Genomic DNA, 26,711 nt, shown 5'->3' with positions numbered 1-26,711 from the left:
TATGACCAACGATCAAAAACTGAGTGAACTCAGCAAGCTGACGCCACCACAGGCATCTAATACGGCAAAGCGTGCTGCTTTGCAGGCGGCTATGCAGTCGTTCGATGCAGCAGATGCAAAAAAGTTTCGGTTCAGACCCAAGGAAGCGGTTTCATCCGCCGTCTTAGTTCCATCGCAACCCAATTGTGGAGTGAAACGATGGAAAAGAAACTCTTGCTCTCGACGTCAGCTCTTGCCGGCCTGCTCATATTGCCGATCGCCGGCTACATGACCTGGAACATGATGCACGATCCGCGCATGCTGACGGGGGATCAGCCAAAGGATGAGACCACCATAAGTCAACCGCCGCTCGCTGCCGCACAGCCGCAACCGGCACAACCTTTGTCTTTGCCGCAGCCTGTGGAGCCGCTGGCAAAGCCCGCGCCCGCAGAGCCGCGCGTTGGCGTGACGGAAATGGCGAAGAGGGAAGCCCCCTCGCGTTGAAGGAACAACAGGCCCCAAGTGGTGCCACGGCGGTCGTTTCCCAGCCATCGAGTGCAACGGTTGATCTGGCACAGGACAGTGCCGCAGTACCAGCAACGCCGCCGTTGAATTCAAACCAGGGCTATGCCCGGATGGATGCAGAGGGATCGGCACCGCCGCAACCATCGCGTGACCGCGTTGCTCAATTTGAAACCAACCCCGTGAAGCGCGTTGCCGATGATCCAGTGTCAACGTTCTCGATTGATGTGGATACGGCGTCCTATGCGATGGTTCGCCGGTCTTTGAAAGACGGTGCGTTGCCCGATCCCGAGAGCGTTCGGGTCGAGGAGATGATCAATTATTTCCCCTATGACTGGAAGGGGCCGGATAGCCGTGAAACGCCGTTTAATGCGACGATTACCGTGACGCCGACGCCATGGAACCAGAACACCAAGCTAATGCATATCGGTATCAAGGGTTATGACGTCATCCCGGCGGAGAAGCCGCGCGCTAATCTGGTGTTTCTGCTGGATGTGTCGGGGTCCATGAACGAACCCGATAAACTGCCTCTGCTGAAATCTGCCTTTCATATGCTGGTGAGTAAGCTGGATCCAAAAGACACAGTGTCCATCGTTACTTATGCGGGCAATGCGGGAACGGTGCTGGAGCCGACGCAGGTAAAGGACAAGGCCAAGATTTTCGAGGCGTTGAGCCGCCTTGAAGCTGGTGGCTCGACGGCTGGCGAGGCGGGTATCAAGGAAGCCTATCGTCTGGCCAAGGCAAACTTCGTCAAGGATGGTGTTAACCGCGTAATGCTGGCAACCGACGGCGACTTTAATGTCGGCCAGTCCAGTGATGACGAACTGAAAAAGCTGATCGAAGACGAGCGCAAGTCCGGTGTATTCCTGTCGGTCTTCGGTTTTGGTGAGGGCAATTACAATGACCAGATGATGCAGATTCTGGCACAGAACGGCAATGGCACCGCCGCCTATATCGACACGCTGGCCGAGGCCGAAAAGACGCTGGTGCAGGAAGCAACATCCACGCTATTTCCAATTGCCAAGGATGTGAAAATTCAGGTCGAATTCAATCCGGCTGCTGTCGCGGAATACCGGCTGATCGGTTATGAAACCCGCGCCTTGAAGCGGGAGGATTTCAACAATGACCGTATCGATGCTGGCGAAATTGGTTCGGGCCACACGGTGACGGCCATTTATGAGATCACCCCGAAGAACAGTCCGGCTGTCCTGACGGACGATCTTCGTTACGGCAAGCCGAATGCTCCCGTTTCTGATGCAAAATCGGATGCAGGCGAATTTGCCTTCTTCAAGATCCGCTACAAGCTGCCGAACGAAGATGTCAGCAAGCTGATCACGACACCCGTGACGAAAGCCAATGAAGTATCGGATACGGCGTCTGCCTCAAGTGATGTGCGCTTCTCGACGGCGGTGGCGGCCTTTGGCCAGAAACTGCGGGGGACGGATGCTATGGCAAATTACAGCTACGCCGACATAGGCAAGCTCGGCATCGGATCGCGGGGTGACGATACATTCGGCTATCGCAGCGAGTTCCTGTCGCTGGTGCGTTTGGCCGATGCTTTGGAAAGCAAGAAATAGCACTGCTGCATTTTCCAAAAGCAAATGGCCGGGGAAATCCCGGTCATTTTTGTCATATTATTCAAGGCTGCATAGTTATTGTGCGTGGTTCGACAAGCTCACCATGAGGGAGAGTGCGGCTGAAAGGTTAACCGGAAAGATTGCAGGATATGGCTCCTTGCAATCTTCACTTTCCCTCATGGTGAGCAACTGTGTTTATGTTTGAATGTTTGGTTGCCAATCTGTTTGGTTTTTGATCATTGCGTTGAGGGTGACGATGAGCTTTCGCATGAGTGCGACAATGGCCAGTTTGAAGGGCTTTCCGTTGGCTCTGAGCCTTTGATAGAAGGCGGCGAGCGGGTGTTTTGCGCAACGTATGACGCTTAAGGATGCCATATAGAGGACGCGGCGGATGCCTGCCCGTCCGCCCTGGCACTTTCCGCTGCGGCTGCTGTTTCCCGATTGGCGCGGATGCGGAGCAACGCCGGTCAGGCTGGCCGCCTGACGGCTGGATAGCGTGCCAAGCTCGGGCATGGAGCCGATGAGTTCGGCGGTCAGGACGGGACCGGCTCCCGGCATCGAGGCGATGCGCCTTGCCGTTTGTGCCTGTGCGGGATTGCGGGCTATGGCGCTGCGTATATGTGCTTCCAGTGTCTTGATGGCTTTGATGTGCTGGTCCATCAACACGCCAATGATGCTGGCAGCATCCGCATCGCCCATGCGCGCCTCGTGGCTTTTCAGCTCACTCAGTCCGGCAATCAACCGGCGGCGCAATGTCGTCAACTCTTTGATGGCGCTCATGGTTGTGGACCGGATCGCCGGTTTGCGGGTGGCAACGGCAACCTGCAGTGCCCGGGCAATGGCGATCGCATCCAGCCGGTCCGTCTTGGCCCGCCGGCCCGTCAGGCGGCTATGGGAGCGCACATCGGAAGGATGCAGGCAATAGGCTGCCATGCCAGCTTCACCCAGCACAATCAGCAGGCAATCCTCATAACCGCCTGTGGCTTCACAGCCAAAGGCAACCCCTTCCAGCACACCGATGCGCTGCAGCAAAAGACCAACGCCTGCGCGGCTGTTGGGCACCCGCAGTTCCAGCCCATCAGGCAAACAATGCAGATCGAGGTAAGCCTTGCTCACATCGATGCCGACAAAACGCGTAAACTGTGTCATGATGAAAACCCCTGGCTTGTCATGCGGGGTCGATGCCCCTGGCAACTGTTCGGGTGTCATCGAAGGACCGGGCCTTGCTCACCATCGGACTGGCAAACGTCCGGCTGTCGAAACGGCCTCAGGTCCATCGGTCCACGTGCCGTCAATGGGCACGTGGACCAAGCCAGTATACACACTTCAAACAGACAAGCTTGTCGAACCACGCACCATGATCGTGCAATCACAAACGGGTATCACCCACGCCGCCCGCGGCGTTCGCGCTTGGGCATGGCATCTGCGTGGGCAGCCAGCTTGTTTCTCATCGGCCCAATGGTTTCGACAATAGTCTCGACTGTCGGCCGTGTGCCCTGAATATGGCTATCAAGCGCATGACGCATGGCAGCCAGATGCTGGAAAGAGGTTCCGCAGCAGCCGCCGATTATTTTTGCGCCGCCATCAATGGCGAGTTTCGCATAATCAGACATGAGTTCAGGCGTGCCGGAATAGAAAATCTCTGACCCGCGGAATTCCGGTATGCCGCAATTGCCCTTGATGACAATTGTTGCCGACGGATCAGCTTCCGACATATCCAGCAATGAAGCCAGGATATCTGACGCACCCACTCCGCAATTGGCGCCAACGGCAACTGGGCGCTCAGCCAAACCATCAACGACGCCGTGAATTTCCTTGGGTGGCAGACCCATCATGGTCTTGCCCGCCGTGTCGAACGATCCGGTATAGACATAGGGGAGCCCAACCTTCACAGCGGCTTCAGCAGCGGCGCGGATTTCGCCCGGAGCCGACATGGTTTCGATCCATGCCACATCGACGCCGCCAGCCTTGAGGCCTTCGAGTTGTTCGGTAAAGGCTGCAACAGCATCTTCTTCGGTCAGTGCACCAAGCGGCACCAGCAATTCACCGGTTGGGCCAACGGAGCCAGCAACAATGACCTTGCGGTCTGCCTTGTCGGCAACATGGCGCGCCAGCTCAGCGGCCTTCTTGTTCAGGTCAAACACGCGATCTTGCGCGTGATGCAGCTTCAGCCGGTGGCGTGTACCGCCAAACGAGTTGGTCAGAATGATATCCGCGCCCGCATCGACAAAGCCCTGATGCAGGGCAATGATCTTTTCCGGCTGGGCTTCATTCCATAGTTCCGGTGCTTCACCCGCTTCCAAACCTGCTGCAAACAGGTTGGTGCCGGTCGCGCCGTCGGCCAACAGCACACCCTTTTCGGCAATCAGATCGGCAAGTGGATTGGCACTGGTCATGGTCGGCAATTCCTGTGAAGTCGTTAGATAACGATATAAGGAAGTCTTTATATGTGGTCAATCATCATTTGCGACAAGCCCTGCCGCATCATTCAACTTTCAAGGATGACGCATAGGATGCTGCCTCATGGGCATTGATGCGTGCAACGCGGATTAATCCGTCGAAATGCCGCTGCATGGTCAGGACGGCCTCCGTCGTATTCAGCACCAGATACATCTCGCCAACGAAAATAGCAGCGCGATAGGGACCGAACACGGTGTAGGGAACGGAGAAGCGTTCACGTCCGTCAAAAAGATAGAGCCGGAACGATGGATAGAGTTCATCGAGCAGCGCGCTCATATGCTCGAGTTGTTCTATGCGAACCTCGCGTGGCAGGTCGCCCCAAATGCCACCGCCAGCTGCAAAATCCTGCAGGGTCTGATAGGGCATGCAGACTTCCATATCGGTGCCCGGCTGGCGATTATAATCCAGCCGAAACGCGGTCTCGGTAATCTGCGTGGCCGGATCGCGATGGACGAGCGATGTCTCGTAAGCAATGACGGCTTGAGTGCGCAGGAGATCCGGAATGCGGGCAGGTACATATCTGATCTTGCTGCCGGATGCCTCACCATGCCAACGTACCAGAAGCGTGCGCTCGAAGCCGTCAACGCCTTCCTCGATCTCCATGCTGGCACGCAATTCACCGATAATGCCTTCGTCCTGGCTGAGGCCAAGCAGCCAGTCGAGCGAGACGGAATAACGTTCTGCAATGTTGAGCAGAGTTTCGACACGGGGCAGACGGGCGGACTGCCCGGACAGAAGCTGGGAAAGTGCAGAACGGTCAATGCCTACTGATGCGGCGAAGGATGACTGGTTGTCGCCGCTTCGGTTGAGCAGGCTCCTGATCCGTTCCTGAAACAGGCGGGAGAGGTCTCTTTTGTCCATTTCGACGCCTCGTTGTTTACTAAATACAACAATTGCACTGTTTGGTGCGCAAAATCAACGCTTTCGCACTAAAATATCATTGCTGACAAATCCTGACAGTGAGACCATGAAAGTCATGGAATCAGAAGCACATACCGATAATACTTCCCTCATGCCCAACCAGACGCGAAAGCATCCGGGCATCGAATGGCCGACTGTCGGCCTCATGATCGCCTGTTACGGACTTTGGGTTATCGCCGGATTTTACCTCTATTCAACCATGCCGATCGTGGCTTTGGCTTTGATGGCGATCGCTGTCGCCTTGCATTCTTCATTGCAGCACGAAGCGTTGCACGGCCACCCGACCCGGAGCGGCGTGCTGAACGAAATTCTCGTCTCATTGCCAATCGGCTTGTTCTATCCGTACCGCCGTTACAAGCATCTGCATCTCAAGCACCATGCGGATGAACGGCTGACCGATCCCTATGACGATCCGGAAAGCTACTATCGCGCGCTGGGCGATTGGGAGAAGCAGCCGGCTGTTCTCAAGGTACTTCTGAACTGGAACAATACATTGCTTGGGAGGATCATTATTGGTCCAGCGCTCATGATCGTCGGGTTCCTGATGACCGACATGAAATTGATTTCGGGCGGAGACCGAAAAGTCAAAACGGCGTGGCTTTTGCATGCCGCCGGGCTTGTTCCCATGATCGCTTTGCTTTTGCGCTTCGGCATCCCGCTCTGGCTCTACGCACTCACTGCGGTTTATTGGGGATTGGCGATCATTGCGATCAGATCCTATTGCGAACATCAGTGGTCCGAACGCCCGGATGGCCGTACTATTATCGTCGAGAAATCGCCGCTGGCGCTGCTGTTTCTCAACAACAACCTGCATTTCGTTCACCACAAGCGTCCCACCGTTCCGTGGTATCATCTGCCTCGCCTTTACCGGGAGCAGCGTGAAGAATGGAAGACAATGAATGGCGGGTATGTTTTCCGCAATTACTTTGAAATTCTTCGCGCCTATGCGTTTCACAGAAAGGAAGAGGTTGCCCATCCTGTGCTGCGCCGTGACCCGCCTACAGCCCGTGCGTTCCAGCCGCGCCGTCATGGCATTTCCCTGCAGGGCGGGACGAGCCTGCCTATTCCCGCCGAGCCTCCAAAAGAGTAAATATCGGGCATGACCCTTGTAGCCGCGTTGCCGATGTACGACTGGCCGGAACTCCGCGCCGATGTGGACGCCCAATGGGTGTTCATGCGCGACAGGCTGATGGCGAAGGGTTTTGATGCGCCTGATTTGCTGACGAGACGCAATGGCGATCTTCCGTCCGTTCCCGGCGGTATTCGTGACGCTGCGGGTGTCGTGATTGCACCGGATCCTGCAACGCTTCCACCCGACGAGCTTGATCTGCCGACGCTGTGGCGCCACCCCGCATTGCTGATCACCCAGACATGCTGGGGTCCAATGGAATTGGGCCTTGCGCCACACGTAAAGCTTGCGGGTCAGGACGAATATTCCGGAATTGAGGGCGGCGACGGTGAACTCTATTCAAGTGCGCTGGTGATGCGACGCGGTGAGGGACAGCCGATGCCGACGCCTCGCAGCAGTGATCCGGTACTGCCGATTGATCACATGCGCAGGAAACGGCTGGCATTTAACAGCCACGACTCGATGTCCGGTTATCTGGGTATCAAGCGGGACCTTGAAAGCAAGGGTGAGAGCCTGTCGCTGTTCGCCAGCCTTGTCGAGACGGGTGGCCATCGCATGTCTGTTGAAGCGGTTGCCTCCGGCCGTGCAGATGTGGCCGCAATTGACTGCAAATCATGGGCATTGGCCCAGCGCTATGACGAAGCGGCGAGTGCCTTGATTGTTGTGGGCTGGACCGGCAAGCGCAAAGGCCTGCCGTTTATTTCCGCTTTTGAGGGTGTGAGTCTCTGAATCATTGCAGAGCCGATGTGTGTGGTTCGCCCTTCGACAAGCTCAGGAGGCTCACCATGAGGGAGATGGAGGATTGCAGGGAACTATATTCTGCAATGTTGCCGTTAGTTTTGCAGTCTACCGTTCTCCCTCATGGTGAGCTTGTCGAACCACGCACTATATTCATGCAAAGGGCTTCACCACACCAGCGTGGTGAAGCTGTTTAATCACCCGCGCATCTTGGCTCCCGATGGATCGAATGGCGGTTCCAGATTGATGCGGGCAGAGCGGCGAAGGCCGAGAATTTCGACTTCAAAGAGACCACTGGTTTCATTGTTCGCCAGCTCTGCCGGAACATAGCCCTGTGCCATGGAATGACCGACATAGTGACCATAGCCGCCTGATGTGACCCAGCCGACAACACGCCACTCGCCTTGCACCGCACCTTTGTCGCCAGCAAAGGAGACAACCTCGCCGGCGCCGTTGAAGCGGGGCGCACCGACGCCGTGTCCAGCTTCTACCATGCCGTAATCTTTGGTAACTTTGGCCCAGATCGGTTCGTCGCCCATGACATCCGCTGCCCCGTCGCCATTTGGCACGTCAATAATCAGCGAGACACGGCGCAGTTTCTTGCTCGTGCCCGCATCGAACTCTGCCTTTTCCTTGGCGGCAGCCTCGCGTCCGATGAAATCATTTTTGGAAAGTTTGACGAACCGGTCCATTGAGCCCTCATAGGGTCCGTAAATCGGACGCAACTCACGGAACCACGTCGGAAAGTTCTTCTCAAGCCGCATGGAAAGCAGGGCCCGCATGCCGAAATCGACAATATCGAATTCCTCGCCCGCATCCTTGATCGCCTTGTAGACAAGTCGCTGGTAGGCCGGCTCCATCCAGATTTCATAGCCCAAATCGCCGGTATAGGAGATACGGTTGACTTTGCACGGCGCACCGCCAACGGCTATTTCGCGGAAATCCATGAACTTGAAAGCTTCGTTCGACACATCTTCATCGACAAGCTTGGCCAGAAGATCGCGGGACTTCGGTCCGGCAATCGACAGGCCAACGAGGGTTTGGTCGAAGCGGTGGATATGAACCGAGCCGTCCTTTGGCTGATGTGTCTGGAACCAGCGCATGTGATAGCGCTGCGCTGCGGAGGAGCCCCAGATGAGAAAACGGTCTTCGGCAGCTTTGGCGATGGTGAAATCGCCGATCAGCTTGCCTGTCTCATTCAGCATGGGCGTTAGAACCAACCGGCCGATTTTCGGCATGGTGTTGGTCATGAGGTAGGACAGAAATGCTTCCGCACCGCTACCGGTGACTTCATACTTGGCGAAGTTGGCAATTTCGGTGACGCCAACGCTTTCACGAGTCGCACGCACTTCATTGCCAATATGCTCGAAATCGTTGGAGCGATGATAGGAGACGATGTCTTTGGCTTCCGTACCCTTGGGCGCAAACCAGAGTGGCGTTTCAAGGCCCCAGGAATCGCCCATGACAGCATTCTGGTTGACCATCGTGTCATAGAGCGGCGTTGTCTGCTGCGGGCGTGCGGCGGACAGTTCCTCATTGGGAAAACGGATAGAGAAGCGACGCGAGTAGTTCTCACGCACTTTGGCATTGGTATAGCGCAGTGTGGCCCATTCGCCGAAGCGTGCTACATCCATGCCCCAAACGTCAAATCCGGGTTCGCCGTGGACCATCCAGTTGGAGAGAGCGAGGCCAACGCCGCCGCCTTGGCTGAACCCGGCCATAACGGCGCAGGCGGTCCAGTAATTGGTCAAGCCGGGAACGGGGCCGACAAGCGGGTTGCCATCAGGCGCAAAGGTGAAGGGACCGTTGATGATCTGCTTGATACCAGCCTTCTCGATGCCGGGGAAATGTTTGAAGCCGACCTCGAGTGATGGAGCGATGCGGTCGATGTCCGGCGCCAGCAATTCGTGGCCAAAGTCCCAAGGGGTGTTGACCGGAGACCATGGCTTGGCGGCCTTTTCATAGGTGCCGAGCAGGATGCCGTTCCGCTCCTGACGGGTGTAGATTTCACCCTTGAAATCCATGACGCCGATCAATTCGCGCCCAGTAGACTGGTTGAATTCTATCACTTCGGGTACATCTTCGGTCAGAAGATACATATGCTCCATGGCAAGAACCGGCAGTTCCAGCCCGACCATGCGTCCGACTTCGCGAGCCCACAATCCGCCGCAGTTGACGACGTGCTCAGCTTTCACCGTGCCCTGTTCAGTCACAACGTTCCAGGTGCCGTCCACTTCCTGCGTCAGTTCCACAACGCGGTTGCGCAGGGAGATTTCTGCACCCAGTTTGCGGGCGGCTTTGGCATAGGCGTGGGTTGTTCCCGATGGATCAAGATGGCCTTCAACCGGATCCCACATGGCGCCAACGAAGTTGGTTTCGTCCATCAGCGGAAACATGGCCTTGGCTTCGGAAGGCGTGATCAGTTCCGTATCCATGCCGAGATAGCGGCCGCGCGCGTGGGCCAGCCGTAGAAAGTCCATGCGTTCCGGACTGTCGGCCATCATCACGCCGCCGGTCAGATGCAGGCCGCAGGACTGGCCGGACAGTTCTTCAATTTCCTTGTAGAGACTGACCGTATAGGCTTGAAGCTTGGCAACGTTCGGATCGCCGTTGAGAGTGTGGAAACCGCCAGCAGCATGCCACGATGATCCGGATGTCAGTTCCGAACGTTCGATCAGCAGAACATCTGTCCAGCCAGCGCGGGCGAGATGATAAAGGACAGAACATCCGACAACGCCACCGCCAATGACAACTGCTTTAACGTGCGATTTCATTCACTTATGCCTCTTGGATAGAAATATGATTCAATGCGTTGAGAGTTTGATTCAAACGCGTGATTAGAAGTCCGTAGGGGCGCCGCCCTCTGCCTTGCGTTTGGCAACGAAGGCGTCGATTTCTTCTTCGATACCGGGATCGATGGCAGGCTTCACGTAGGTGGCGAGACGCTCTTTCCAGACGCGATTAGCCCGGTCGATTGCTGTTGGCGATCCGGCTTCCTGCCACGTTTCATAATTGCGCCAGTCGGAAATGATCGGCGCATAAAACGCTGTCTTGTACCGGGATTGCGTGTGGGCTGTGCCAAAGAAATGTCCACCGGGACCAACATCACGCATGGCATCCAGACCCAGTGCATCTTCTGACAGATCGAGCGGTGTCAGGAATTCCGCCACCATCTGCAGCAGGTCAAAGTCGAGGATCATCTTTTCGTAAGAGCAGCACAAGCCGCCCTCCAGCCAACCGGCCGAATGCAGCATGAAATTGCCGCCGCCCTGTATTGCCCCCCACAGGGAGAAAACGGATTCGTAGGCAGCCTGCGCATCGACCGTATTGGCTGCACAGACATTGGATGTGCGGTAAGGGATATTGTAGCGGCGGGCGAGCTGTCCGCCGACCATCTGCGCCTTCATATATTCCGGCGTACCAAATGCGGGCGCTCCAGACTTCATGTCGACGTTGGAGGTGAAGCCGCCATAACCGACTGGCGCACCCTTCTTGACCATCTGGGTGAAGGAGATGCCAGCGAGGGCTTCGGCATTCTGCTGGACCAAGGCACCGGCGATGGTTACAGGCGCCATCGCGCCTGCAAGCGTAAACGGCGTGACGATAACGATCTGGCCATTGCCCGACATATGGATGATACCTTCCATCATCGGCACATCCAGTTTCAGCGGCGAGTTTGTATTGATGATGGTGTAGCAGGACGCCTCATTTTGCAGCTGTTCCTGACTGACGCCACGGGCAATACGTGCGATTTCAATTCCGTCCAGATTGCGCTCCTTGCCGAGCGAATAGATGTGGAATGCCTTGTCGGTCAGGGTAGCAAGGTCGCGGATGCATTCGAGGTGACGCACCGATGGATGGATATCAATCGGCTCTACGGGATAACCGCCCGTTGTGTTGATGATATTGTGCATCTGCGCAAGTTTAATGAAGTTGCGGAAGTCCGCCTGATTGCCGGACCGCCTGCCATTGTCCACATCGGAACAATTGGGTGCTGAACCCATCTGCGAGAAAATCAGGTTGTTGCCGCCAAAACGCACATTGTGAGCGGGGTTGCGCGCGTGCAGCGTGAATTCGGACGGCGCATAGCCGACATATTCGAGAATCATGTCCTTGTCGAAATGAACACGCGCTGAGCCGAGGCGCACGTCGGCACCGGCATTTTTCATGATGTCGCGTGCGCCGTCATGCAGCACATCAACACCGATCTCCTGCAAGACCTTGAGGGAGGCGTCGTGGATCGATTCCAGCTCATCGTCCGAAACGATCTTGGTAGGCGTGAAGGGAATTTTAAGCTGACGGAACGGCGGCTGGTCAAATGCACCGCTTTCAATACTGCGGGGGCGGGGACCGTCCGCCACGGCGGCCATGATCGCGTGCCGTTGCGGGGATTTCGATTTCTGTTGCCGGTTCACTCATTGCTCATGCCCTTCACTTGCGATGGTGCCACTATCGCCAGAGCGACGACAATCGTGCGCGGCTTGAGCGACGCCGAGCGCAAGGGAAGCGACATGGATGCGTGAGAGGGAAAATGGTTGATTAGGGGCGATGTTTCTTGTGGGGCTGCATCAAAAGAGTGCGTGGTTCGACAAGCTCACCATGAGGGAGAGTGATGCTGTAAAGTCAATCTGAGGCATTGCAGAATATGGCTCCCTGCAATCCTCACTCTCCCTCATGGTGAGCTTGTCGAACCACGCACTTTATTCATGCAAATTACCCCTTTTTTGAAAGGGGTAATTATTTACCTGCTGGCTTACTCCGCAGCCTGTACTGTCAGATGGCTGATCGGGGTGACCATCGCCTGGATCAGACTGTTCATGCTGATTACGCCCATGGGCTTGCCACTTTCATCCACAACCGTTGCATGTTGCTGGTTGGCGTCGGTCATGGTCTTGGCAGCTTCCTCAAGGATCGTGCCGGTTTTGACCGTGACGCCGCCCGCTGTTGCCGCACCATCGCCTTTGGTGGAAATTGTATCGACCATGATGACCCGGCCGCGGTTCACTTCCTTGACGAAGCTTGAAATATACTCGTCCGCCGGTTTCAGCACGATGTCCTGTCCGGTGCCCTGTTGAACCACTTCGCCGTCACGCAGGATGGCAATGCGGTCGCCAAGACGCAGTGCTTCATCAAGATCATGGGTGATGAAGACGACCGTCTTCTTGATTTCCTTCTGCAGATCAAGAAGGACAGACTGCATATCCATGCGGATGAGAGGATCGAGCGCCGAGAAAGCTTCATCCATCAGCAAAATGGGCGCATCATTGGTCAGCGCGCGTGCAAGGCCCACGCGCTGCTGCATGCCGCCGGAAAGCTGGTTCGGATAATTGTCTTCAAAGCCTTTCAAGCCGACGCGTTCGATCCAGCGCCGCGCCTGTTCTTCCTGTTTTGCCCGGCTCAATCCCTGGATCTCAAGGCCATAGACCGTATTGTCGAGAACCGTGCGGTGGGGAAGCAGCGCAAACTTTTGAAAGACCATCGCCGTCTTGTGGCGGCGAAACTCACGCAGATCGTTCTGGTTCATCTTGCAAACGTCAGCGTCGCCGATGATGACTTCGCCGACCGTTGGGTCGATCAACCGGTTGATGTGGCGGATAAGGGTTGATTTGCCGGAGCCCGACAGACCCATGACCACCTGAATGCAACCCGCAGGCATGTCGATATTGATGTCGCGCAGGCCGAGCACATGGTTGTACTTTTCATTGAGTTCGGTCTTCGTCATGCCTTTCTTGACGGCATCGACATAGGTTCCCGGCTTCTGGCCGAAAATCTTATAGAGATTTTTAATCTGAATACCGGCGCCTTGAACAGAACGATCAGCCATGAACCACCTCCTGGTGCTTTTGAAGGCGCATGCCGTAAGCCTGGCTGACGCGGTCAAAGATGATGGCAATGCCGACAATGGCAAGACCGTTAAAAAGTCCGAGTGAGAAGAACTGGCCGTTGACCGACCGCAGCACCGGCTGACCGAGACCCTGAACGCCGATCATCGAGGCGATAACCACCATGGCAAGCGCCATCATGATTGTCTGGTTGATGCCAGCCATGATTGTTGGCAGGGCGAGTGGGATTTGCACATTCTTCAGGCGCTGCCAGCTGGACGAACCAAAAGCATCAGCCGCTTCCAGCACATCCTTGTCGACCAGTCTTATGCCCAGATTGGTCAGGCGGATCATCGGCGGAATGGCGTAGATCACGACGGCGATCAGACCGGGTACCTTGCCGATGCCGAGCAGCATCACCACGGGGATAAGATAGACGAAGCTTGGCATGGTCTGCATGACGTCTAGGATCGGATTGACGACACGCTGGACTGTATCTGACCGTGCCATGATAATCCCGATCGGAATGCCGACGACAATGGACACGACCGTGCCGACAAAAATCATCGCGATGGTTTTCATCGCGTCGCTCCACATGTCGAAATAACCGATCAGGAGGAGGGTAAGGATTGTTCCTGCGACGATCTTCCAATTCCGGCTGGCAATCCAGGCGATGCCCGCGATCAGAAGGACCATGAGAGGCCATGGCGTTGTCGTCATGAACTTCTCAGCCTGAATAAGGAAATATTGCAGCGGCTGGAAAAACGACTCGATCACATCGCCATAGCTGCGGGTGAAAGCCTTGAAGCCCTCATCCATAGATTTTTTTAAATTGCGGAGTGTCTCGTCATTCATTTTCGGGAATGAATAGAACCAATCCATATGTTGCGCCCCTTCTTTGTGGGTCAAAAAATGACCATCGCGACCGAGCGTGTTGACACTCGGCCCATTCGGGATGGTGTGACGCGGCGGAGAAGGTCTTCGCCGCGTCAGTCAAGGCCAACGCCCCGGTTACTGGACTGCAGCTTTGATCTTGGTTGCCGCTTCTGCAGAAACCCACTTGGACCAGGTGGCTTCGTTGTTCTTCAGATAGTATTTTGCACCATCTTCGCCGGTGGCCTGATTGTCGACCATCCAGGCGAGAAGCTTGTTGAACTCTTCCGTCGAAAGCTGACGCTTCTTCAGATATTCAAAAGCAGGCCCTGACTTATCGACGAATTTCTTGGTGACGATCGTATAGATATCCGATTTGGCCCAGCCATTTGGCTTGGGATCCGGGCAATCGGCAATCGTCGTGCAACGGTTCCATTCCTTCTCGTCAAATGGCACACCATTGTCGAGTTTGACCATAGGATATTTGCCGAGGACCGCAGTTGGACCCCAGTAATAGCCCAGCCAAGGTTCCTTGCGCTCATAGGCCTTGGCAATCGATCCATCGAGGCCAGCGGCGGAACCCGTATCAACAAGCGTGAAGCCGTGCTTGTCGCCTTCATAGGCCTTGTAGAAATTGGTTGTCGTGATCTGGCAAGCCCAGCCTGATGGGCAGTTGTACACGGCACCCTTCTTCGGATCTTCCGGCGAAGGGAACAATTCCGGATGCTTCATGGCATCGTTGATTGTCTTGATATCCGGATGCGCGTCGGCGAAATATTTGGGGATCCACCAGCTTTCTGTGCCGCCTTCAGTGATTGCAGGCGCGGCATAAACCAGCTTGTTTTCCTTGACCGCTTTTTCAAGCGGCTCGCGCACTGAATTGAGCCAGCCTTCCGGAGCTATGTCCGGCTGTCCCTTTTCGATCATCGATGTGAACGTTGGAACAGTATCACCTGCAACCAGTTCCGCATCGCAGCCATAACCTTGGCTGAGAATGATCTTGTCGAGATTGGCCAGCGCTTCGGCAGATTGCCAATTCATGTTTGCGATTGTAACAGAACCGCATTCTGCGGCCGATGCGGCTCCGGCAAAGCCGAAAAACCCAGCGGCCAATAGTGTTGAAGCAAGCAGCTTCTTCATATGCGTAGTCTCCCACTCGTGTTGACAGTTCACCCGATACGAATCTCAACTTGGTCTGTCTTGCCCAGTTCGTTCGCTTATGTGCCATTTGGCATCCTTATACCGTCAGAATGCAACGCTTTGGTTGAATTAATGAGGTATATCGCGACAGCACCTGTCGATATAGCGACGCGGGAAAATCAATTGTGAAGCCGAATGTCACAATGTTCGTGAAGGCAATGTAACAAGCCAGGTGATGAAAGATCAATGCTTTAGGCAATTTTTCTTTACTAATTCATTCGCAATGGGTCGTTTTCCCCCGTTTTTCTGGCTTAAAAGGCGGAATTTTCTTGTGCAAGAATTCCCATAGACTTTCCCGTCCGACGGGTCTCAAGTTGTGTTTTCCACGCCATATTGTCCGACCTGTCGGACTGGCGTTTGCCACGTTCAGGAGTGCGAGAGAGCAGAATGACGGATGAAGCAATTGTTCCGATGATCGAATATGACGAGGCCAATGCGGATGTGCGCGCGGTCTACGATGACATTATGAAAACGCGGGGTACGGACTGGATCAACAATTTCTGGAAAGTGCTGGCCAACGATCCCAAACTCCTGAAACGGACATGGGAAAGCCTCAAGGAAGTCATGGCGCCGGGTGCGTTGGATCCTCTGATCAAGGAAATGATTTACATTGCCGTTTCGGCGACCAACAATTGCGATTATTGCAGCTGGTCGCACACGGCTTCGGCCCGGGCCAAGGGCATGACCAATACGCAACTGATGGAACTTCTTGCAGTTGTTGGCATGGCGAATGAAACCAATCGGCTTGCCAACGGTTTAAAGCCACCGGTGGATGCCGCGTTCAAACCAAAAGGGCCCAAACAATGAAGTCTCCCGTAAAACGTCGCGCTCCCGTTCATGATCTGCAAATGGCGTCCACAGTGATCGCCATGCGCCTGCCGATGATGATGATGGAAGGGCTGACGGAAAGCTCTTCGAAGTCTGAGGCCACACGTGCGGTATCGGAAAAGATGGCGGCCGTTACCGAAGGCGCGGTCGCGGCGCAGATATCGGTCATGAATTCAGCGGCAACCTTCTGGTTCGATATCTGGAGCGGTAAATCGCCGGCCGCTATTGCGCAGGCGACCATTGATAAAGCGACAAATGCCGCATTGCAGCCGGGCAGAAAAACCCTGCGGGCCAATTACAAACGTTTGACGGGGGAAGCTGAGAACGGACTTTTCTGTCAGCGCCATGGCCGGTTTTACAGACTTTCCGGCGAAACAGTAGCAAGGGCAAGGCGAGGGATGTGATTTTTGCATGGCTGCCATGCGTAATCGTGAACCTCATTGCTGTAAAAGCGACACACTATGGCGAAAATTCGTGATCAAACTTTAGGCAGAAAGCGCATTTGAGCGGCAACAACGATTTTACCCTTGAGGTGCCCAAATGCTTTACATATTCAACCGCAATAACCGTGTTCACATTGCATGGAATGCTACGGAAAAGCGCAGTGCGCCATCCAGCAATGCAAAGAGCGGCATCGCTTCTGCGATTTCGTTTATCTGGACCCGTTCGGCCGGCTAATCACCGATCGCAGTGAACTATTCTGAAAACCGCTGCCTCATCGAGGTGGCGGTTTTTCTTTGCGTTCCTGTATGGGAATTTGCTTTGACCATATCAAAAACCGCCCTGTCCGACGGGAACAGTGCGGTTTTTTGCCAAATTACGCATGGCCTTCTGCCGTACAATACGCTGGCAGAAATTACAGCTCCGGTACGCAGTACCTGATCCGGAGCAAGAAGCAGGGTCTTGTCTGCTTCTTGCAAAGTTTTAACCAGACATCGTTACCGCGAGGTTAGCGAGAGCTTAAGCAAATCTAAATTTTGGAAATTTCCAAGCTTTTGTTGCGGAATTAATCTTCGCGGGTTGTATCGCGCAGGTAGTTGATGATGCCGGAAAAATCGGAACCCTCATTTCCGGCGGCGCCAAATTGGGCATAAATTTCTTCCGCATGCTGACCAAGCGGTGTCGCAGCACCGACGCTCCGTGCGGCTTCCTGTGACAGTTTCAGGTCTTTGAGCATCAATGCAGCGGCAAAGCCGGGCTTATAGCTGTTATTGGCCGGGGAGGTCGGAACAGGACCAGGCACGGGGCAATAGGTCGTCAGCGACCAGCATTGGCCCGATGAGGTCGAAGCAACGTCAAACAGAGCCTGATGCGACAGGCCGAGTTTTTCTGCCAGGGTGAAAGCTTCGCTGACACCGATCATCGAAATGCCGAGGATCATGTTGTTGCAAATTTTTGCCGCCTGACCGGCTCCCGGTTCGCCGCAATGAACGATACGGCCAGCCATCGGTTTGAGAATGGGTTCGGCAACAGCAAAGGCGTCGCTTGCGCCGCCCACCATGAATGTCAGCGTGCCTGCCGCTGCGCCGCCGATGCCGCCTGAAACCGGAGCATCAACAGACAACAGGCCGTATTTCTTCGCAATCTCATGGGCCCTGCGGGCAGAATCAACGTCAATTGTCGATGAGTCGATGAGCAGGGCGCCAGCCTTCGCCTTTGCAGCGATTTCCTCATAGACGGACAGAACATGCTTCCCTGCCGGCAACATCGTGATGACGACATCGGCATCGGCGACAGCTACGAGAGCGCTTGTCGCGATGGTCACTCCATTGCTCTTTGCCGTTTCCAAATTGTCCGGCAAAAGATCAAAACCCAGCACCGTGTGCCCTGATTTGACCAGATTGGCTGCCATGGGATTGCCCATATGCCCAAGACCAATAAAAGCGACTGTCGTCATCGCGTAGTTCTCCCTGATAATTGTGCTTGTTCAAATGGCGCGGTTCAACGGCCCATCATGGAGCGGGAAATAATCACCCGCATAATCTCGTTGGTGCCCTCGAGAATCTGGTGAACGCGCAAATCGCGCACCAGCTTTTCCACGCCGTAATCATGCAGATAGCCATAGCCGCCATGTATTTGCAGCGCGTCATTGGCGACATTGAATCCCGTGTCGGTGACGAATCGCTTGGCCATGGCTGACCATTTCGAAGCGTCATGCGCCTTGCGATCCAGTTTTGACGCTGCCGTGTAGAGCAGCATGCGGGCGGCGGAAAGTTCCGTTTCCATGTCTGCAAGTTTGAACTGCAATGCCTGAAATTCATTGATCGCCTTGCCGAAAGCCTTGCGTTCAGACGCATAAGTTACAGCCTTGTCGAGTGCGGATTGGGCACCGCCAAGCGAGCAAGCGGCAATATTCAGGCGTCCGCCATCAAGCCCGCCCATGGCAATTTTGAAACCATCCCCTTCAGCGCCGAGAAGATTGTTCGCGGGAACGCGGCAATTATCAAAGATAACCTGCCGTGTGGATTGAGCATTCCAGCCCATCTTGAATTCGTTGGCGCCGAAAGAAAGACCGGGTGCATCCTTCGGGATGATCAGTGTCGAGATGCCTTTGGGGCCATCTTCGCCGGTGCGAACCATGGTGACATAAAGGTCCGTATCGCCTGCACCTGATATGAACTGCTTGGCGCCATTGAGTACATAATGATCACCGTCACGCACCGCGCGGGTTTTAAGGGCTGCAGCGTCAGAGCCTGAATTGGGCTCGGTCAAGCAGTAGCTGGCGAGCCACTCCATCGACGTCAGTTGCGGCACAAATCGCTGGCGTTGTTCGTCATTGCCATAGAGGTCGATCATCCATGTTGCCATGTTGTGGATCGAGATGAAGGCGGAGAATGCCGGACAGGCGGCAGACAGTGCTTCGAAAATGAGCACAGCGTCTAACCGCTTGAGCCCGGATCCGCCGAATTCCTCTTTGGTGTAAATGCCGCCCATGCCGAGCGGGCCCGTTTCACGAATCACATCGGCGGGAAAATGTTTATCACGGTCCCAGGCAAGGGCATTGGGCGCCACGCGGTCTGCCGCAAAGGCGCGCGCCATATCCTGAATCGCCAGTTGATCCTCATTGAGTTCGAACTGGCTGGACGCCGTATCAACGACCGCATCCATATTAACCTCCCTGAATTCCTCTTGTTTTGCACTCTATCGCATGTGCAAGGCCGCGCAACGCTTCAGATGCGTTTTGACCGGGGCTTGGAACAGAAAGACATATCCGCTACTCAAAGCCCATGACGCACGCAATCATGTTGCAAGGAACAGGCTCTGATGTTGGGAAATCCGTCCTCGTGGCCGGACTTTGCCGGCTCGCACGCAACCGCGGATTGAAGGTTCGACCGTTTAAACCGCAGAATATGTCGAACAATGCTGCTGTCAGTGACGACGGCGGCGAGATCGGCCGGGCACAATGGTTGCAGGCAGTGGCTTGCGGCGTATCGTCGTCAGTTCATATGAACCCGGTGCTGTTGAAGCCACAGTCGGAAACTGGCAGCCAGATCATTGTGCAGGGGAAGGTCTGGGGGCAGGCGAAGGGCCGCGATTATCAGAAGTTCAAGGCACAATTGCTGGATGCCGTCATGGCTTCATGGGACATCGTCCGCGAAGGCGCTGATCTCGTCATTGTGGAAGGCGCGGGGTCACCGGCGGAAATCAATCTGCGGGCGGGCGATATTGCCAATATGGGTTTTGCCACGCGGACCAATGTGCCAGTCGTGCTGGTGGGAGACATCGATCGCGGCGGGGTGATTGCCTCGATTGTCGGTACCCATGCGATCCTGCAGCCGGAAGACCGCGCCATGATTGCCGGCTATCTCATCAACAAGTTTCGTGGCGATATTTCGCTGTTTGACGATGGTCTGAAATCCATCACCCAATTCACCGGCTGGCCTTCGTTCGGAGTGGTGCCTTGGCTGAAAGATGCGGCGCGTCTGCCCGCCGAAGATTCGGTTGTGCTGGAGCGGCTGGTGAAAGGTGAGGGCCGGGCGCTGAAAATTGCCGTTCCCGTGCTCGACCGCATCGCCAATTTTGATGATCTCGATCCGCTGATGGCGGAACCGCAGGTCGAGGTGGTGATGGTCCGCAGCGGCGAGCGGCTGCCAGCCGATGCGGGGCTTGTCATCATTCCCGGTTCGAAATCCACGATCAGTGATCTCATGCGTTTCCGCGAGAACGGATGGGACAAGGATTTGGATCTGCACCGGCGGCGCGGTGGTCATATCATTGGCATCTGCGGCGGGTTCCAGATGCTCGGACGGATCGTGCGTGACCCCGATGGGATTGAAGGCAGTTTGACCGAGACCGAAGGGCTGGGGCTTCTCGATATCGATACAGTAATGGAGCCGGAGAAAACGGTTCGCAATGTCGAGGCTCATTCATTGCAGTTCGATCTGCCGCTCAATGGCTACGAGATTCATCTGGGCAGGACGACCGGTCCGGATTGTGCCAATCCTGTTGCACGCATCAATGGGGTGGATGACGGGGCCATCTCTGGGGATGGCAAAGTTTTCGGCACCTATCTGCACGGGCTCTTTGCTGCGGACAAATTTCGTGCCGCACTTCTGGGCACGATGGGCATTGCCGCTGATGAGTTCGATTACCGGGCGGGAGTGGACGCTGCCTTGGATAGTATCGCCGGACAGCTGGAAACGGTACTCGATGTGGATGCGCTCCTCGCATGTGCCGGGGTGCGCGGTTCGTCGTTCGACAAGCTCACCATGAGGGAGAGCGGTGCTGTAAAGCCAATATGAAACATTGCGGCATGAACAATCTTGCAGAATATAGCCCCCTGCAATCCTCTATCTCCCTCATGGTGAGCTTGTCGAACCACGCACTGTACACATGCAAGCAATGCATCGCGCTCTAAGCAAACCACATAGATTCAATTGACATTTCTCATGGGGGATGAATAACGTCCACCGCATGATTGGTTCCCATATTGGCCAAAGGCCAAGGGATCAAAAGGGAATGCGACGGTCGTACCCGAATGGGCGATCCCACCGCAGCCGACCCCGCGACTGTAGAGCGGCGAGGATCAATGCAAAGCCTGACGCATATGCAGAAGGCAGTCACTGGGAAACCGGGAAGGCAGCATCGATCCCGTGACCCGCGAGCCAGGAGACCTGCCAGTCATAGAGCGTTTCCCAGGAAACGCTTGGGGTAATCCTGCCCAAGAACCGAAGGGTAGCATCCCTTCTGGCCCAGCACGGAGGTTGTCATGGCTGCTCGCATCGCGCGTTCTATTGTTCTTCCCCCTCACATCTTGATAGTGCGGCGCCGCCGCTGCCGTTTGATGGACCATTGCGGTCGTATTGACGGCGGCGATGTCTGTGCTCAATCACGGTGTGACCTTCATTCTTGGCGGAGCCCGCTCCGGCAAATCCAGCTTTGCTGAGGGTTTGATCAACGCATCCGGTCTGGATCGCGTTTATCTCGCCACGGGCAGGGCTTGGGATGAAGAAATGTCCGAGCGGATCGATTTGCACAAACAGCAGCGCGGTTCAGCATGGCGTACAATCGAGGAGCCGCTCGATCTGGTGGATACATTGCAAAGCGCAACTGCACCCGGAAAAGCCGTTCTTGTTGATTGTCTTACGCTCTGGCTTACGAACCTCATGATGGCCGAGCGCGATATTACCGCCGAGACACGGCAGCTCGTTGAAGCGCTGCCGAAACTGCAGGGATCAATCATACTGGTTTCGAATGAGGTGGGTCTTGGCATTGTACCGGAGAACCGCATGGCGCGCGATTTTCGCGACCATGCCGGACGTCTCCATCAGGCTGTGGCACAAGCCGCAGCAACAGTCTATTTCGTGGCAGCCGGGCTGCCGCTCACAATGAAGGGATAGGAATATGCAGGGTCAAAAGATTCCCGCAACAGTGATCACTGGTTTTCTCGGTTCGGGCAAAACGACGATGATCCGCAATCTGCTCGAAAACGCCAATGGCAAGCGCATTGCCCTGATCATCAACGAGTTTGGTGATCTCGGCGTCGACGGGGGCTTGCTCAAGGGTTGCGGTATCGAAGCATGCCGGGACGAGGACGTGATCGAACTGAACAATGGCTGCATCTGCTGCACCGTTGCCGATGATTTCATCCCGACCATGACCAAACTGCTGGATCGGGCTGACCGGCCGGATCACATTGTGATCGAGACATCAGGTCTTGCCTTGCCGCAGCCGCTGGTTGCCGCGTTCAACTGGCCGGAGATCAAGACGCAGGTTACCGTTGATGGTGTTATCACTGTGATTGACGCCTCAGCCGTATCGGAAGGGCGCTTTGCTGATGATCATGACAAGGTTGATGCGCAGCGCATTCAAGACGATTCGCTGGATCACGACAGCCCGCTCGAAGAGCTGTTTGAGGACCAGATTCGTGCTGCTGATCTGATCGTTCTGAACAAGACGGATCTGATCAATGACAAGCAGCTCGACGGTGTGCGTGGTGACGTGCAGAGCCGTTCGTCGCGCTCGCTCAACATGGTGTCGGCCAGCTTCGGCAAGCTCAGCAATGAATTGCTGCTTGGTCTTGGTGTCGGTACCGAGGAAGACATTGCCAATCGCAAGTCACACCATGAGATGGAGCATGAGGCAGGTGAAGAGCATGACCATGACGAGTTCGAAAGCTTTGTCGTTGGTCTTGGCCCAGTTGCTGAGCCGAAGTCGTTCATCGAAAAGCTCAAGACCGTTATTGCCGATCACGACATTCTGCGACTGAAGGGCTTTGCTGACGTTCCGGGAAAACCTATGCGTCTGGTTGTGCAGGCTGTCGGCACGCGCATCGAGCATTACTTTGATCGTGCGTGGAATCCGGGCGAGGAGCGGCAGACCCGTTTCGTTGTCATCGGACTGCACGACATTGATAATGATGCCATCACATCGGCTGTGACCGCAGCCGCTGTCTGAAGATAGGAAACTGAATGCATCTCCTGCTCGCCCAGAAAGGCACGATTGCTGAAGGCACCGAGGCGATTGACCTTGGCCAGACGCCGGGAGATGTGTTGTTTCTGTCCGCCGCCGATACGGAACTTGCCAGTCTGGCCTCCGCCCGGCGGCAGGGCGATGGTGCGGTTTCCCTGCGCCTGGCCAATATGATGAGCTTGTCGCATCCGATGTCAGTCGATGCCTATGTCGAGCGAACGGCGCGTTTTGCGAAACTCATTGTCGTGCGCGTCATCGGTGGTGAGAGTTACTGGCCCTATGGTCTGGAAGCGCTGCATGCCTGCGCTGTCAATCACAGGGTGCAACTTGCTGTTCTGCCCGGTGACGAAAAGCCTGATCCGGGACTCGACCGGTTTTCGACTATTGTCCGGCATGACCGGGATGCGCTTTGGCATTATCTGCTGGAGGGCGGGGCACAGAATGCGCAGCGTTTTCTCGATTATTGCGCGGCATTGATTGGTGCCGGTGAAAAACCGCAGGATGCAGCGCCATTGCTCAAAGCAGGTCTGTGGTGGCCGGGCAAGGCCGCGCCTTCGCTGGAAGAAATGCGGCATGAGTGGCATGAGGGCTCACCGGTTGTAGCGATCTGCTTTTACCGGGCATTGGTGCAAAGCGGCCAGACCCAGCCGGTTGAGGCATTGTTGGAGGCTTTGCGCGCCAAGGGCCTCAATCCTTTGCCGGTGTTTGTCTCCAGTTTGAAAGACCCGGTTTCAATCGCTACATCGGAAAGCATCTTTTCCGAAGCGCCGCCAGCTGTCGTTTTGAACGCAACCGGGTTTGCTGTTTCCGCGCCGGGTGCCGCACGCAAGCCGACGGTGCTGGAACATGACGGCGCGATGGTGTTGCAGGTCATCTTCTCAGGTTCCAGCGCCGAGCAATGGCGTTCATCCGATCAAGGTCTGTCGGCGCGTGATCTGGCGATGAATGTCGCCTTGCCCGAGGTGGACGGCCGTGTGCTTTCCCGTGCTGTTTCGTTCAAGTCGGCCAGGCATTTTGATGAGGCGGTGCAAGCCAATATTGTCATGCACGAACCGCAAGCGGACCGTGTCGCATTCGTGGCTGATCTCGCATCAAACTGGGCACGGCTGCGTACCAGCAAACCGGCTGAGCGGCGCGTTGCCCTTGTCATGGCCAACTATCCCAACCGGGATGGACGGCTCGGCAATGGTGTCGGGCTCGATACGCCTGCCGGTACATGGCAGGTGCTCAGATCCATGCGGAATGCCGGCTACACGATTGCCGATTTGCCTGCCGATGGTGAGGCATTGATCAACCATCTGATGGCGGGCCCAACCAATGCAGCCAGCGATGGACGCGACATCCGCGAAACGATTTCGCTGAATCAATACAATAGTTTCTTTGCATCGCTTCCGGATGTGATTCAGCAAAAAGTGACAGCGCGCTGGGGCACGCCGAAGGATGATCCATTCTTCCTTGATGCAGCACGTGGCTTCGCCCTGCCGCTCAGCCGGTTCGGTGAGGTGCTGGTCGGCATTCAGCCCGCACGCGGCTACAACATCGATCCGAAGGAAAGCTACCACTCGCCGGATCTTGTGCCGCCGCACGGCTATCTCGCCTTCTATGCTTATCTTCGAACAGTCTATGGTGCCCATGCCATTGTGCATGTCGGCAAGCACGGCAATCTTGAATGGTTGCCGGGCAAATCTCTCGCACTCTCGGAAACGTGTTTCCCCGAGTCCGTGCTTGGCCCCGTTCCGCATATCTATCCGTTTATCGTCAACGATCCGGGTGAGGGCACGCAAGCCAAACGCCGCTCGTCTGCGGTCATTATCGATCATCTGACGCCGCCGCTGACGCGGGCCGAAAGCTATGGTCCGCTGAAAGACCTCGAAGCGCTGGTGGATGAATATTATGAGGCATCGGGTGTAGACCCGCGTCGTCTCGTGCGGCTCAAGGTGCAAATCCTGGATCTGGTCCGCGATATCGGTCTCGATACGGATGCGGGCATTCACGATCACGATACAGATGATCTCGCTCTGCAGAAGCTCGATGCGTATCTCTGTGACCTCAAGGAAATGCAGATCCGCGATGGCCTGCATATTTTTGGCTTGGCCCCCGAGGGACGCCTGCTAACGGACCTTGTCGTTGCTCTTGCGCGCGTGCCGAGGGGCTCTGGTCAAGGCGCTGACCAGAGCTTGCAGCGGGCCATAGCCAATGATCTGGGTTTTACCTGGTTCGATCCACTCGATTGCGACATGGCAGCGCCATGGAATGGCGAGCGTCCGGATATTTTGGCTGAGGTGTGTGGCGATCCATGGCGCATTGCTGGCGATACGGTGGAGCGTGTCGAGTTGCTGGCAGCCAAGCTGGTTGCCGGAGAAACGGTGTGTCCGGTTGACTGGTATGCAACGCTTGAGGTTGTCGAAGGCATCCGAACCAATTTGCATCCGGCTGTGATGGCTTGCGGCCATGCGGAAATGGCCGGACTTTTGACGGCTATGGACGGACGTTTTGTTGCGCCGGGGCCATCGGGTGCGCCGACACGCGGCCGTCCCGATGTGCTGCCGACAGGGCGCAACTTCTTTTCCGTTGATAGCCGCGCAGTGCCAACACCGGCCGCATGGGAACTTGGCCAGAAATCGGCGGAACTCTTGATCCGCCGTTACACGCAGGATCATGGCGAGTGGCCGACATCACTGGGCCTGACGGCGTGGGGCACCTCGAATATGCGGACCGGCGGCGATGATATCGCTCAGGCCTTGGCCCTGATCGGCGTCAAACCTGTGTGGGACAGGGCTTCCCGGCGCGTGACTGGCTATGAAATCATTCCGCCAGCTGTGCTGGGGCGTCCGCGTGTCGATGTGACTTTACGCATTTCCGGTTTCTTTCGTGATGCGTTCCCGGATCAGATTGCACTGTTCGACAAAGCCGTGCGTGCGGTGGGGGCGTTGCAGGAAGATGCGGACGACAATCCCATCGCCATGCGCATGCACAGCGAACAAGCGCGTTTGATCGCCGAGGGTGCAGATGAGAAAACCGCAAGGCAGCGTGCGGGCTTCCGTGTCTTCGGCTCAAAGCCCGGTGCCTATGGTGCGGGCCTGCAGACACTGATCGATGAAAAGGCCTGGGATAAGCGTGACGATCTGGCCGAAGCCTGGCTCGTCTGGGGTGGCTATGCCTATGGTGCCGGTGAAGAGGGCAAAGCGGAACGCGGTCTCTTGGAAGAACGGCTGCGTACTGTCGAGGCCGTCGTGCAAAATCAGGATAACCGCGAACACGACCTGCTGGATTCCGATGACTATTATCAGTTTGAAGGCGGCATGTCGGCGGCGGTCGAACAATTGTCCGGCGAGCGTCCGACGATTTACCACAATGATCACTCGCGCCCGGAAAAGCCGGTCATTCGCACGCTCGAGGAAGAAATCGGGCGAACTGTTCGCGGCCGTGTGACAAACCCCAAATGGATCGCGGGCGTGATGCGCCACGGCTATAAGGGTGCCTTCGAGATGGCTGCCACGGTGGATTATCTCTTCGCCTTTGCAGCAACGACCGGTGCCGTACGCAATCATCATTTTGAAGCCGTTTATCAAGCCTTTTTGATGGATGACGAGGTGCGGGCGTTTCTCAAAGACAAGAACCAGCATGCCCTGCGTGACATCGCTGAAAAGCTGGAGGAAGCCGTGGAACGTGGCTTCTGGACACCGCGCTCCAACTCGGCACGATTTGAACTCGGCAAGCTTGCCGCCTGAGACAATGATTCGGAAGGAC

At 55.9% G+C, this 26,711-nt stretch carries 18 protein-coding genes, 1 pseudogene and 1 riboswitch; of the genes and pseudogenes, 9 read left to right on the top strand and 10 right to left on the bottom strand.

The window, feature by feature from the left end; genetic code table 11:
• Position 1 precedes the first annotated feature (1 nt).
• Positions 2-2,078 (top strand): annotated as a pseudogene (locus HB779_RS17835) (von Willebrand factor type A domain-containing protein).
• 195 nt (positions 2,079-2,273) lie between these two features.
• Here the strand turns inward: HB779_RS17835 and HB779_RS17830 are convergent.
• The 3 genes from HB779_RS17830 to HB779_RS17820 form a co-directional block, all read right to left on the bottom strand.
• Positions 2,274-3,227: an IS110 family transposase gene (locus HB779_RS17830; RefSeq protein WP_188343404.1), complete on the bottom strand. Its 954-nt coding sequence runs from the start codon at positions 3,225-3,227 to the stop codon at positions 2,274-2,276.
• Between the two features lie 233 nt (positions 3,228-3,460).
• Entirely contained in the window at positions 3,461-4,474 is a 1,014-nt protein-coding gene (gene bmt / locus HB779_RS17825; RefSeq protein WP_188343593.1) for a betaine--homocysteine S-methyltransferase, read from the bottom strand.
• 88 nt (positions 4,475-4,562) lie between these two features.
• Entirely contained in the window at positions 4,563-5,399 is an 837-nt protein-coding gene (locus HB779_RS17820; RefSeq protein WP_188343592.1) for a helix-turn-helix domain-containing protein, read from the bottom strand.
• A 115-nt stretch (positions 5,400-5,514) separates the two neighbouring features.
• Here HB779_RS17820 and HB779_RS17815 point away from each other — a divergent pair, with 115 nt between their 5' ends.
• The gene (locus tag HB779_RS17815; RefSeq protein WP_188343591.1) at positions 5,515-6,549 is read left to right on the top strand and encodes a fatty acid desaturase; all 1,035 of its coding nucleotides are present in this window, start codon (positions 5,515-5,517) and stop codon (positions 6,547-6,549) included.
• 9 nt (positions 6,550-6,558) lie between these two features.
• Positions 6,559-7,317, top strand: a complete 759-nt coding sequence (locus HB779_RS17810) for a PhnD/SsuA/transferrin family substrate-binding protein (RefSeq protein ID WP_188343590.1) — start codon at positions 6,559-6,561, stop codon at positions 7,315-7,317.
• Positions 7,318-7,523: 206 nt separating this feature from the next.
• Here HB779_RS17810 and HB779_RS17805 read toward each other — a convergent pair whose 3' ends face one another.
• From HB779_RS17805 to HB779_RS17785, 5 genes are all read right to left on the bottom strand, one after another.
• Positions 7,524-10,100, bottom strand: coding sequence for an FAD-dependent oxidoreductase (locus HB779_RS17805; protein WP_188343589.1), 2,577 nt, complete (start codon positions 10,098-10,100; stop codon positions 7,524-7,526).
• Positions 10,101-10,163: 63 nt separating this feature from the next.
• Entirely contained in the window at positions 10,164-11,696 is a 1,533-nt protein-coding gene (locus tag HB779_RS17800) for a trimethylamine methyltransferase family protein (protein WP_244642683.1), read from the bottom strand.
• Between the two features lie 383 nt (positions 11,697-12,079).
• A complete protein-coding gene (locus tag HB779_RS17795; protein WP_188343588.1) occupies positions 12,080-13,150 on the bottom strand; it encodes a glycine betaine/L-proline ABC transporter ATP-binding protein in 1,071 nt (356 codons plus the stop codon).
• A complete protein-coding gene (locus HB779_RS17790; protein WP_188343587.1) occupies positions 13,143-14,030 on the bottom strand; it encodes a proline/glycine betaine ABC transporter permease in 888 nt (295 codons plus the stop codon). The genes HB779_RS17795 and HB779_RS17790 overlap by 8 nt, the downstream gene beginning before the upstream one ends.
• A gap of 129 nt (positions 14,031-14,159) precedes the next feature.
• Positions 14,160-15,161, bottom strand: a complete 1,002-nt coding sequence (locus HB779_RS17785) for an ABC transporter substrate-binding protein (protein WP_188343586.1) — start codon at positions 15,159-15,161, stop codon at positions 14,160-14,162.
• A 447-nt stretch (positions 15,162-15,608) separates the two neighbouring features.
• On the opposite strand from HB779_RS17785, the gene HB779_RS17780 reads away from it, so the two are divergent.
• Positions 15,609-16,028, top strand: a complete 420-nt coding sequence (locus tag HB779_RS17780; RefSeq protein WP_188343585.1) for a carboxymuconolactone decarboxylase family protein — start codon at positions 15,609-15,611, stop codon at positions 16,026-16,028.
• Positions 16,025-16,453: a hypothetical protein gene (locus tag HB779_RS17775; RefSeq protein ID WP_188343584.1), complete on the top strand. Its 429-nt coding sequence runs from the start codon at positions 16,025-16,027 to the stop codon at positions 16,451-16,453. The genes HB779_RS17780 and HB779_RS17775 overlap by 4 nt, the downstream gene beginning before the upstream one ends.
• Before the next feature lie 602 nt (positions 16,454-17,055).
• Here HB779_RS17775 and mmsB read toward each other — a convergent pair.
• Complete coding sequence (mmsB, locus tag HB779_RS17770; RefSeq protein WP_188343583.1) at positions 17,056-17,946, bottom strand: 3-hydroxyisobutyrate dehydrogenase; 891 nt, start codon at positions 17,944-17,946, stop codon at positions 17,056-17,058.
• Between the two features lie 44 nt (positions 17,947-17,990).
• Positions 17,991-19,157 carry an isobutyryl-CoA dehydrogenase gene (locus HB779_RS17765; protein ID WP_188343582.1) on the bottom strand — a complete coding sequence of 389 codons (1,167 nt, stop codon included), beginning with the start codon at positions 19,155-19,157 and terminating at the stop codon, positions 17,991-17,993.
• A gap of 119 nt (positions 19,158-19,276) precedes the next feature.
• Here HB779_RS17765 and HB779_RS17760 point away from each other — a divergent pair, with 119 nt between their 5' ends.
• The 4 genes from HB779_RS17760 to cobN all read left to right on the top strand — a co-directional run bounded on the left by HB779_RS17760 (position 19,277) and on the right by cobN (position 26,692).
• The gene (locus tag HB779_RS17760) at positions 19,277-20,791 is read left to right on the top strand and encodes a cobyric acid synthase (protein WP_188343581.1); all 1,515 of its coding nucleotides are present in this window, start codon (positions 19,277-19,279) and stop codon (positions 20,789-20,791) included.
• A gap of 160 nt (positions 20,792-20,951) precedes the next feature.
• Positions 20,952-21,186: riboswitch (cobalamin riboswitch) on the top strand.
• Positions 21,187-21,364: 178 nt separating this feature from the next.
• Positions 21,365-21,889 (top strand): bifunctional adenosylcobinamide kinase/adenosylcobinamide-phosphate guanylyltransferase, encoded by a 525-nt coding sequence (gene cobU / locus HB779_RS17755; RefSeq protein ID WP_188343580.1) that lies wholly within the window; start codon positions 21,365-21,367, stop codon positions 21,887-21,889.
• Positions 21,890-21,893: 4 nt separating this feature from the next.
• Positions 21,894-22,946, top strand: a complete 1,053-nt coding sequence (gene cobW, locus HB779_RS17750) for a cobalamin biosynthesis protein CobW (RefSeq protein ID WP_188343579.1) — start codon at positions 21,894-21,896, stop codon at positions 22,944-22,946.
• A gap of 14 nt (positions 22,947-22,960) precedes the next feature.
• Positions 22,961-26,692: a cobaltochelatase subunit CobN gene (cobN, locus tag HB779_RS17745; protein WP_188343578.1), complete on the top strand. Its 3,732-nt coding sequence runs from the start codon at positions 22,961-22,963 to the stop codon at positions 26,690-26,692.
• Positions 26,693-26,711 lie beyond the last annotated feature (19 nt).

It is taken from the genome of Phyllobacterium sp. 628, assembly GCF_014189505.1.
Lineage (GTDB): Bacteria > Pseudomonadota > Alphaproteobacteria > Rhizobiales > Rhizobiaceae > Phyllobacterium.
Note: the sequence above shows the minus strand (reverse complement) of the source record. Positions and strands in the feature narration are given on the sequence as shown.

What these genes read in the sequence shown, in the direction of transcription:
- HB779_RS17830 (WP_188343404.1), bottom strand. Translation starts at nt 3,227, where the DNA reads ATGACACAGTTTACGCGTTTTGTCGGCATCGATGTGAGCAAGGCTTAC.
- bmt (WP_188343593.1), bottom strand. Translation starts at nt 4,474, where the DNA reads ATGACCAGTGCCAATCCACTTGCCGATCTGATTGCCGAAAAGGGTGTG.
- HB779_RS17820 (WP_188343592.1), bottom strand. Translation starts at nt 5,399, where the DNA reads ATGGACAAAAGAGACCTCTCCCGCCTGTTTCAGGAACGGATCAGGAGC.
- HB779_RS17815 (WP_188343591.1), top strand. Translation starts at nt 5,515, where the DNA reads ATGGAATCAGAAGCACATACCGATAATACTTCCCTCATGCCCAACCAG.
- HB779_RS17810 (WP_188343590.1), top strand. Translation starts at nt 6,559, where the DNA reads ATGACCCTTGTAGCCGCGTTGCCGATGTACGACTGGCCGGAACTCCGC.
- HB779_RS17805 (WP_188343589.1), bottom strand. Translation starts at nt 10,100, where the DNA reads ATGAAATCGCACGTTAAAGCAGTTGTCATTGGCGGTGGCGTTGTCGGA.
- HB779_RS17800 (WP_244642683.1), bottom strand. Translation starts at nt 11,696, where the DNA reads ATGGCCGCCGTGGCGGACGGTCCCCGCCCCCGCAGTATTGAAAGCGGT.
- HB779_RS17795 (WP_188343588.1), bottom strand. Translation starts at nt 13,150, where the DNA reads ATGGCTGATCGTTCTGTTCAAGGCGCCGGTATTCAGATTAAAAATCTC.
- HB779_RS17790 (WP_188343587.1), bottom strand. Translation starts at nt 14,030, where the DNA reads ATGGATTGGTTCTATTCATTCCCGAAAATGAATGACGAGACACTCCGC.
- HB779_RS17785 (WP_188343586.1), bottom strand. Translation starts at nt 15,161, where the DNA reads ATGAAGAAGCTGCTTGCTTCAACACTATTGGCCGCTGGGTTTTTCGGC.
- HB779_RS17780 (WP_188343585.1), top strand. Translation starts at nt 15,609, where the DNA reads ATGACGGATGAAGCAATTGTTCCGATGATCGAATATGACGAGGCCAAT.
- HB779_RS17775 (WP_188343584.1), top strand. Translation starts at nt 16,025, where the DNA reads ATGAAGTCTCCCGTAAAACGTCGCGCTCCCGTTCATGATCTGCAAATG.
- mmsB (WP_188343583.1), bottom strand. Translation starts at nt 17,946, where the DNA reads ATGACGACAGTCGCTTTTATTGGTCTTGGGCATATGGGCAATCCCATG.
- HB779_RS17765 (WP_188343582.1), bottom strand. Translation starts at nt 19,157, where the DNA reads ATGGATGCGGTCGTTGATACGGCGTCCAGCCAGTTCGAACTCAATGAG.
- HB779_RS17760 (WP_188343581.1), top strand. Translation starts at nt 19,277, where the DNA reads ATGACGCACGCAATCATGTTGCAAGGAACAGGCTCTGATGTTGGGAAA.
- cobU (WP_188343580.1), top strand. Translation starts at nt 21,365, where the DNA reads ATGTCTGTGCTCAATCACGGTGTGACCTTCATTCTTGGCGGAGCCCGC.
- cobW (WP_188343579.1), top strand. Translation starts at nt 21,894, where the DNA reads ATGCAGGGTCAAAAGATTCCCGCAACAGTGATCACTGGTTTTCTCGGT.
- cobN (WP_188343578.1), top strand. Translation starts at nt 22,961, where the DNA reads ATGCATCTCCTGCTCGCCCAGAAAGGCACGATTGCTGAAGGCACCGAG.